This is a genomic window from Sulfitobacter sp. HI0129 (assembly GCF_001635395.1).
Taxonomy (GTDB): Bacteria; Pseudomonadota; Alphaproteobacteria; order Rhodobacterales; family Rhodobacteraceae; genus Sulfitobacter.
This window is the reverse complement of the sequence record NZ_LWGH01000167.1, coordinates 1-224: the sequence shown is the minus strand read 5'-3', so window position 1 is coordinate 224 and position 224 is coordinate 1. Positions and strand designations below refer to the sequence as shown.

Here is a 224-nt window from a genome sequence, read left to right as displayed (position 1 = left end):
ATGAACTCCGTCAAACCCTCCAGCAGACCCAGAAAGGCGGCTACGATCGTCGTGGAAGCTTCCATCAACCGCGGCGCAGGTTACGCGCCGAATCCTTGATGGCGTCATACTGGCCCGACGGCCGGAAGCGCCAGAGGTACTCCGGCAGCACGGCGGTTATCGCGGTGGGTTCAATGCCCAGATCGGCAAACCCTTTCGCGTCCTCGGCAACGACATTGTCGCGT

The 224-nt window shown here is 61.6% G+C and carries 1 pseudogene; it reads right to left on the bottom strand.

Annotated elements, in window-relative coordinates:
- Positions 1-64 precede the first annotated feature (64 nt).
- A pseudogene (locus A3764_RS24450) lies at positions 65-224 on the bottom strand (complex I NDUFA9 subunit family protein); the annotation flags it as partial.